This is a genomic window from Microbacterium sp., assembly GCF_030149085.1.
Lineage (GTDB): Bacteria > Actinomycetota > Actinomycetes > Actinomycetales > Microbacteriaceae > Microbacterium.
This window is the reverse complement of sequence record NZ_JASBSF010000176.1, coordinates 1-7,146: the sequence shown is the minus strand read 5'-3', so window position 1 is coordinate 7,146 and position 7,146 is coordinate 1. Positions and strand designations below refer to the sequence as shown.

Below are 7,146 nucleotides of genomic sequence, written 5' to 3'. Positions count from 1 at the left end.
AGGTCGTCCTTCTGATCCCCGCCGAGTTCGCGGGCCATCGCCTGCAGTGACGCGATGGTCGTGGCGTAGTCTTCGGGTGAGACCGCGCTTGACACGCGCTCACGGATGCCGGACACGGCCTTCCCGAGCCGATCCTTCATCTCGCGACCGGCGTCGGTGAGAGTCCAGTCGCCGGATCCGTTCTGCTCGATCCAGCCGCGCTCCTCGAGCCGGCGCATCCGCTTACCTCGGGGTGCTCGGGCCCAGGCGTAGGTGCCGTCGATGACGTTCAGCAGCATCCAGTCACGGCGGTCCGCGCCGGACTCGGCCAAGCGGATGTCGAACTCTCGGCTGATCAGGGCGTCGACCAGGCGCAGCCAGTACCCGAGTGGGCGGTCGCTTCCGCCGGGAGCGTCTTCGTGGTGTTCTTCGTGGGTGTTCATGGTGAATCCTCTCTGGCGGGCGCAGCCCGCGTCAGTTCCGGTGGGCGTTGTCGCAGCCTCCTCGGAAATGCATGTGATGATGCATGTAGTTGTATGGTGACATGTAATCCGAGTCCATGTCAACTCGCATGTAAATTGGAAGGATGCCGAGCTCGCCGTCCGACCCCATCGATCAGATCGCGGCAGCACTCGTTCGCCTGCGAGGTCGGCGCGGCCCCCGGCCGTGGATGCCTCACGAGCCCTCCGAGTCCCACGACCACGGTTCCGACGAAGAACGTGACCACCGCAGGCGCGGGCATCACCGAGGAGGACCGGGCTTCGCGCCGGGCGGCGGCTGGGGTCCGTGGGCGGGACCGATGGGTCCGAGGGAACAGCGGGGAGATGCCCGCATCTCGGGCCCGGCACGGATGCGGGTGCTCGAGGTGCTGGCATCCAGCGACCACCCGCTGACCGTGAGCGAGCTCGGCGAAGCGATCGGCGTCGATCAGCCTCGCGCATCACGCCTCGTCCAGCAGGGGGTCGAGTTCGGACTTGTGCGTCGCGAAGCCGACCCCGACGATGCCCGCCGAACCCGGATCGTCCTCACCGACAAGGGCGAGGCCTTCGTTCGCGGCTTTCGCGATCAGCGCCGGGATGCGATCACGACGGCGCTGACATCCTTCACGGATGCCGAACGCGCCGACCTCGCCCGCCTGCTGACCAAGCTCGCCGACTCCTGGCCAAGCTGACCCCGCCCCCGCCGAATCGCGCAGCTCGGAGACATCACCGACGTAGGACGGATGCTGGGCACGTCGTCCTACCTCCGAGAGATTGCCGACCTCCGCGATTCAGGTGCCACGCCCGGGCGACGCCTGTGCCGTCAGCACGGAGGTAGGAGAAATCACCGAGGTAGGACGGATGCTGCCGCCACCCTCCTACCTTGCGGATTTTGCCTACCTCGAGGATGCCGGAGCCGCGCTCAGGCCGCCGAGCGCTTCGGCAACCGCACGAACAGCAGCAGGATGAGGCCGAGCAGCAGCACCAGTCCGATGCCGAGGACGCCGAAGATGGTCGAACCGAAGGCGGCGATAAAGACCGTCCACATCGCCGGGGACAGGAAGCTCGCTACGCGGCCGGTGGTGGCGTAGAGACCGAAGATCTCACCCTGCATCCCCGTCGGGGTGACCCGGGCGAGCAGCGACCGCGACGCGGCCTGGGCCGGACCAACCATCGCGGAGAGGATGAGCCCGCCGATCCAGAAGATGACGGCGCCGAGGTCGTGGAAGGCGAAGACGACGAAAGCGACGAGCACGAGTGTCGTCAGGGCGAAAACGATGACGGCCTTCGCTCCGAATCGGTCGTCGAAGCGACCCGCGATGATCGTCGACAGGCCGGCCACCACGTTTGCGGCGATCGCGAACAGGATGACGTCAGTCGGCCCGAACCCGAAGGCGACGGCGGCAAGCACCCCGCCGAAGGCGAAGACCCCGGCGAGCCCGTCGCGGTACACGGCGCTGGCGATAAGGAACCAGAAAGTGGGGCGGTGCTCCCGGAACAGCCGCGCGATGTCCTTCACGAGCACCACGTAGCTACGGAAGAAGCCGACGCTCTGGCCGGGTGCCGACGGAGGGGGCTCGGGAACGTTGCGGAACAGCGGGATGGAGAACAGGATCGTCCACACACCGCATCCGACCGCGATCAGGCGGTACGCAAGTCCGTCAGAAGTGTCCATCCCGAACCAGTCGGCGAACGTGAGCGCGACGACGATCACGAGGGCGACGATTCCGCCGATATATCCCATGCCCCAGCCGAGGCCGCTGACCTTGCCGACGGTCTTCGGCGTCGATACCTGCACGAGGAGGGCGTTGTAGTTGACGCCGGCGATCTCGGAGATGACCGCGCCCACGGCAAGTACTGCCGCGCCGTACCAGAAGAAGACGGGCTGGGCGTAGACGAAGAACAGCGCGAACTGCGCGAGCGCCAGAAGCATCGTGAACACGAACAGCCAGCGCTTCTTGCTGCCCCGGCGGTCTGCCTGCTGGCCGAGGACCGGCGCGAGGAACAGGATGAGAAGCCCCGCGATGGTGGTGACCAAGCCATAGCCGCTGGTGAGGTCTGCCAGCGCCGCCTCCTTCACCGGGGAATCATCCGGAAGCGAGGCGACGTCAGCGGGCAAGAAACTGTCGGAGACGAGGTACAGCGCGGCGAAGACGAAGGTGAGGATGACGGAGTTGAACGGCTGCGTCGCCCAGTCCCAGAACGCCCACGAGACGACCTGTTTGCGGGGGATCTCGCGCTCCTCGGTGGAGTCCTGGAAGAGCACCGCGAGGCTCTCGAGAGCGTCGGTGTCGGTGGTCGGCGGGGGAGTTGGCACACGGGTCGCGTCGGATGCCGAGGCCGGGGCCCCGCGGAGTTCGGGCTCGCTATCGCTCACTCGCCATACGCTAGGGGTCCAGAGTGAACATTGGGTAGCCCTTTTGGTGCGAAGATGGGCGCATGCCCGTTCATGTGGAGCGCGCCGAACTGCCCGGTATCGGCATCCGTCACGACATCCTCACCGACGATGGTCGGCGTCTGTCGGTGGTGAACTTCCGTGACGGTGGCCGCGAAATCGCGATCTCGGACGAGGACGACCCCGACCGCTGTGGCGACACTCTGGCATTGACGGATGACGAGGCCACCGCCCTTTCGGAGGTTCTGGGTGGATCGGTGATCCTCACGCAGTTGGCGGGACTGCAGGAGGCCTTCGCCGGCCTGCAGATGGAGAAGATTCCCGTGCGGGCAGACTCCCCGTACGTCGGTCGCCCCCTCGGCGATACCAAAGCACGCACGCTCACGCGCTGCTCGATCGTCGCCGTCGTGCGCGAGTCAGGCGTCATCCCTGCGCCCGAGCCCTCCGACGTGCTTCGCGCCGGTGACACCCTGGTCGTCGTCGGCACCCGCGAGGGCCTGGAGCATCTGGTCCGGATTCTGAACGGCGCTTGATCGATGCATGATGGCGCGCTGCTCTTTCTCGAGATCGGCGCGCTGCTGTTCGGCATCGCGCTGCTGGGTCGCCTCGCAGGGCGCATTGGTATCTCCCCGATTCCACTGATCCTCCTGGGAGGTCTCGCGTTCGGCGAGGGCGGGATCCTGCCGATCTCGCAGGGCGAGGAGTTCATCGAAGTCGGCGCCGAGATCGGCGTCATCCTGCTGCTCGTGATGCTGGGCCTGGAGTACAACGCAAAAGAGCTGATGGGTAGCCTGAACAGGTCGCGCATGGCTGGCGGCCTAGACATGGCTCTCAACGCCATCCCCGGCGCGATCGCCGGCTTCGTCCTCGGGTGGGGGCCGATCGGTGCGCTGGTGCTCGCGGGGATCACGTGGGTCTCATCATCCGGTGTCGTTGCCAAAGTGCTGCAGGATCTGGGTCGCCTCCCCAACCGAGAGACGCCGACGATCCTCTCGATCCTGGTGATCGAGGACCTGGCGATGGCCTTCTACCTTCCGGTGCTGACAGCTGTCTTGGTCGGCATGGACCTTGCCGCCGGGACGATCAGCGTCACGATCGCGCTCGCCGCGGTGCTTCTGATCCTCTGGGTGGCGCTCCGGCACGGACCCCTCGTCTCCAAGCTCGTCTGGTCCAAGCGGGCGGACGTTCTGCTGCTCTCGGTGCTGGGGCTCACCCTGATCGTTGCGGGGCTTGCCGCAGAGGCGAACGTGTCGGCAGCGGTCGGCGCCTTCCTGGTGGGCATCGCGATCTCGGGTCCCGCGGCCGAGCATGCGACGCAGGTTCTCACTCCGCTGCGCGACCTGTTCGCGGCAGTGTTCTTCCTGTTCTTCGGGCTTTCCACCACCCCCTCCGATCTCCCTCCGGTGCTCGTCCCCGCGCTCATCCTGGCGATCGTCACGATGGGCACGAAGGTCTTGACCGGCTACCTTGCGGCGCGTAAGGCCGGGATCGCCGAGCCCGGTCGCTGGCGTGCCGGCTTCGCGCTCACGCCTCGCGGGGAGTTCTCGATCGTCATCGCGGGGCTTGCGGTATCGGCCGGGGCCGACCGATCGCTTGCCGCGCTCGCCACGGCCTACGTCCTGATCACGATCGTCGTCGGGCCCCTCCTGGCGCGCATTCCCGATACCGCGAGGTTCGACGCCTGGGCCAAGGGGCGGCAGAAGGCGCGGCGGATGCGACAGCGGGCGGCGGCAGCCGGAAGCTGAGGAGGCACATGATGAAGCCTGGGTCAGCGGAGGACCCCGACGGGGGGAACCGACCGGAGCGTCCAGACGATCGGCCGGTGGCGGCGCCCGAGGGCGGATCATCGATGCAACGGCGCTATGACCGCCTCTTCAACACCGGCGGCAGTCGGGCTGTCGGTGCGTATCTCCGCGAACGGATCTACGCCACCTTCACCGGGCTTGCCATCGTCCTCGTGGTCGCCGGCTCCGATCATGCGGATGCCGACCACGCCCTGCTTGCCCTGCTGTTCGGTGTGCTCGGGATCACGATCGCGGGGTTCGTGTCTGACGTGGTCTCGCACCTGGCGGTGGAGGGTGAGTTCCCTCACGGCGCGGATTGGGTTGTGCTCTTGCGCGTTGCCGGTGGGGGCCTGTCGACGGTTCTCGTGCCAGGGGGGCTGATGCTGCTCGGATGGCTCGAGATCATCGCCCTTTCTACGGCGATCAGTGCCGCCGCCATCGTCTACATCGTCACCCTCGCCCTGATCGGATGGCTCGCCGTACGTCGCTCCCACGCGCGGTGGTGGGAACGAGTGATCGCTCTGGGCATCCTTGTCGGGCTCGGCTTCCTGGTGATCGCGCTGCAAACCCTCGCGAAGACCGTGTGAAGCGCTGCTGGGGTCAGGCGTGCGCGCGCCGGTAGTCCTGTTCGAGGATCGCGTAGATCGCCGTGTCGACCCACTCGCCCTTCAGCCACATGTTCTCGCGGAGGTGTGCCTCGTGTCGCATGCCGAGGCGCTGGCAGACTGCGGCTGAGGCGTCGTTGCGCGGATCGAGTTCGGCAGAGATCCGGTGCAACCCGAGGTCTTCAAATCCGACGCGCAGAAAGATCTCGGCAGCCTCGGTGGCATAGCCCTTTCCCCGCGCGGATGCTGACAGCAGCCATCCGATCTCGGCGGTGCGGTCATCGGTGCTGACGAGGGTGAAGTACAGCGTTCCGACCAGCTGGCCATCGGCATCCCGGATCGCCGGCTGCACGTAGTCACCGGCCCTCTCGAGGCAGTCGTGGGCGCTGTCGCGCTCGATCGCGGCAATGACCTGCTCGCGCGACCGCGCCTCGTAGAGCATGTACCGCACGATCGCCGGGTCGCCCTGGATGGTACTCAGCACCTCCACATCGTCGGCTCGCAGAAGGTCGAGTGTCACGCGCTCGCCGCGCAGCGGAGCGAAGTGCCAGGGAAGGTTCACGCAGACATTATCGTCGCCGCAAACTTGATATGATAAGACTCAACTCCGATTGACATGCCACTGCCGGCTCGCTAGGCTTGAGTCATCGCGGCTCAACCTCTCGTGGGTGACGCGAGTCGACTTTCAACCGGAACATCGCTTCCACGCAGAACAAGGAGAAACAGATGCCACGTGCAGTGGGAATCGACCTCGGAACCACCAACTCCGTCGTCAGCGTCCTCGAGGGCGGCGAGCCCAAGGTCATCGCCAACGCCGAGGGCTTCCGCACCACCCCGTCGGTGGTCGCATTCACGAAGGACGGCGAGGTGCTCGTCGGCGAGACCGCCAAGCGTCAGGCCGTCACCAACGTCGACCGCACCGTTTCGTCGGTCAAGCGCCACATGGGCACCACCTGGACCTTCGATGTGGACGGCAAGAAGTACACGCCCCAAGAGATCTCGGCACGCATCCTCGCCAAGCTGAAGCACGATGCCGAGCAGTACCTCGGTGACACGGTGACGGATGCCGTCATCACCGTCCCCGCCTACTTCAACGACGCCGAGCGTCAGGCGACGAAGGAGGCCGGCGAGATCGCGGGTCTGAACGTCCTGCGTATCATCAACGAGCCGACTGCTGCCGCTCTGGCCTACGGCCTGGACCGCGGCAAGGAAGACGAGCTCATCCTCGTGTTCGACCTCGGTGGCGGGACCTTCGACGTGTCACTGCTCGAAGTGGGCAAGGATGACGACTTCTCGACCATCCAGGTGCGTTCGACCGCGGGCGACAACCGCCTCGGTGGTGACGACTGGGATCAGCGGGTCGTCGACTACCTGATCAAGCAGTTCAAGGACACGACCGGCGTTGACGTCTCGGGCGACAAGATCGCGCTGCAGCGCCTCAAGGAGGCCGCGGAGCAGGCGAAGAAGGAGCTCTCGAGCTCGGCATCCACGAGCGTGAACCTGCCCTACCTGTCGCTGACGGAGAACGGCCCTGTGTCGCTGTCCGAGACGATCACCCGCGCCAAGTTCGAGGACCTCACCAAGGACCTGCTGGACCGCACCAAGAAGCCGTTCGAGGACGTCATCCGCGAAGCCGGCATCAAGGTCGGCGACATCGACCACGTCGTGCTCGTGGGTGGTTCGACCCGTATGCCAGCCGTGAGCGACCTCGTCAAGAAAGAGACCGGTGGCAAGGAGCCCAACAAGGGTGTGAACCCCGATGAGGTCGTCGCCGTCGGTGCGGCCCTCCAGGCGGGCGTCCTCAAGGGCGAGCGCAAGGACGTTCTGCTCATCGACGTCACCCCGCTGAGCCTCGGTATCGAGACCAAGGGCGGCATCATGACCAAGCTCATCGAGCGCAACAC

At 66.2% G+C, this 7,146-nt stretch carries 8 protein-coding genes; 5 read left to right on the top strand and 3 right to left on the bottom strand.

All coding sequences use genetic code 11. The features are described 5' to 3' along the window. On the bottom strand, window positions 1-422 hold a 422-nt coding region (locus tag Q1V87_RS07100), incomplete at its 3' end, for a hypothetical protein (RefSeq protein WP_300591467.1). A gap of 143 nt (window positions 423-565) precedes the next feature. Between Q1V87_RS07100 and Q1V87_RS07095 the strand changes: the two genes are divergently transcribed. Beyond that, the gene (locus Q1V87_RS07095) at window positions 566-1,150 is read left to right on the top strand and encodes a MarR family winged helix-turn-helix transcriptional regulator (protein ID WP_292707132.1); all 585 of its coding nucleotides are present in this window, start codon (window positions 566-568) and stop codon (window positions 1,148-1,150) included. Window positions 1,151-1,380: 230 nt separating this feature from the next. Here the strand turns inward: Q1V87_RS07095 and Q1V87_RS07090 are convergent, their stop codons facing one another. Then, the gene (locus Q1V87_RS07090; protein WP_366246856.1) at window positions 1,381-2,835 is read right to left on the bottom strand and encodes an MFS transporter; all 1,455 of its coding nucleotides are present in this window, start codon (window positions 2,833-2,835) and stop codon (window positions 1,381-1,383) included. A gap of 62 nt (window positions 2,836-2,897) precedes the next feature. Here Q1V87_RS07090 and Q1V87_RS07085 point away from each other — a divergent pair, with 62 nt between their 5' ends. The 3 genes from Q1V87_RS07085 to Q1V87_RS07075 all read left to right on the top strand — a co-directional run bounded on the left by Q1V87_RS07085 (window position 2,898) and on the right by Q1V87_RS07075 (window position 5,224). Next, entirely contained in the window at window positions 2,898-3,386 is a 489-nt protein-coding gene (locus Q1V87_RS07085; RefSeq protein ID WP_300591466.1) for a cation:proton antiporter regulatory subunit, read from the top strand. 3 nt (window positions 3,387-3,389) lie between these two features. Further along, window positions 3,390-4,598: a cation:proton antiporter gene (locus Q1V87_RS07080; RefSeq protein ID WP_300591464.1), complete on the top strand. Its 1,209-nt coding sequence runs from the start codon at window positions 3,390-3,392 to the stop codon at window positions 4,596-4,598. Window positions 4,599-4,675: 77 nt separating this feature from the next. After that, on the top strand, window positions 4,676-5,224 hold the full coding sequence (locus Q1V87_RS07075) for a hypothetical protein (RefSeq protein ID WP_300591463.1): 549 nt from the start codon (window positions 4,676-4,678) through the stop codon (window positions 5,222-5,224). A 13-nt stretch (window positions 5,225-5,237) separates the two neighbouring features. Here Q1V87_RS07075 and Q1V87_RS07070 read toward each other — a convergent pair whose 3' ends face one another. After that, complete coding sequence (locus Q1V87_RS07070) at window positions 5,238-5,804, bottom strand: GNAT family N-acetyltransferase (RefSeq protein ID WP_300591462.1); 567 nt, start codon at window positions 5,802-5,804, stop codon at window positions 5,238-5,240. A 164-nt stretch (window positions 5,805-5,968) separates the two neighbouring features. On the opposite strand from Q1V87_RS07070, the gene dnaK reads away from it, so the two are divergent. Continuing rightward, on the top strand, window positions 5,969-7,146 hold a 1,178-nt coding region (gene dnaK / locus Q1V87_RS07065; RefSeq protein ID WP_300591461.1), incomplete at its 3' end, for a molecular chaperone DnaK.

Bases quoted from the DNA above. Each gene is read 5' to 3' on its own strand.
- Q1V87_RS07085 (WP_300591466.1), top strand. From the start codon at position 2,898: ATGCCCGTTCATGTGGAGCGCGCCGAACTGCCCGGTATCGGCATCCGT.
- Q1V87_RS07095 (WP_292707132.1), top strand. From the start codon at position 566: ATGCCGAGCTCGCCGTCCGACCCCATCGATCAGATCGCGGCAGCACTC.
- Q1V87_RS07080 (WP_300591464.1), top strand. From the start codon at position 3,390: ATGCATGATGGCGCGCTGCTCTTTCTCGAGATCGGCGCGCTGCTGTTC.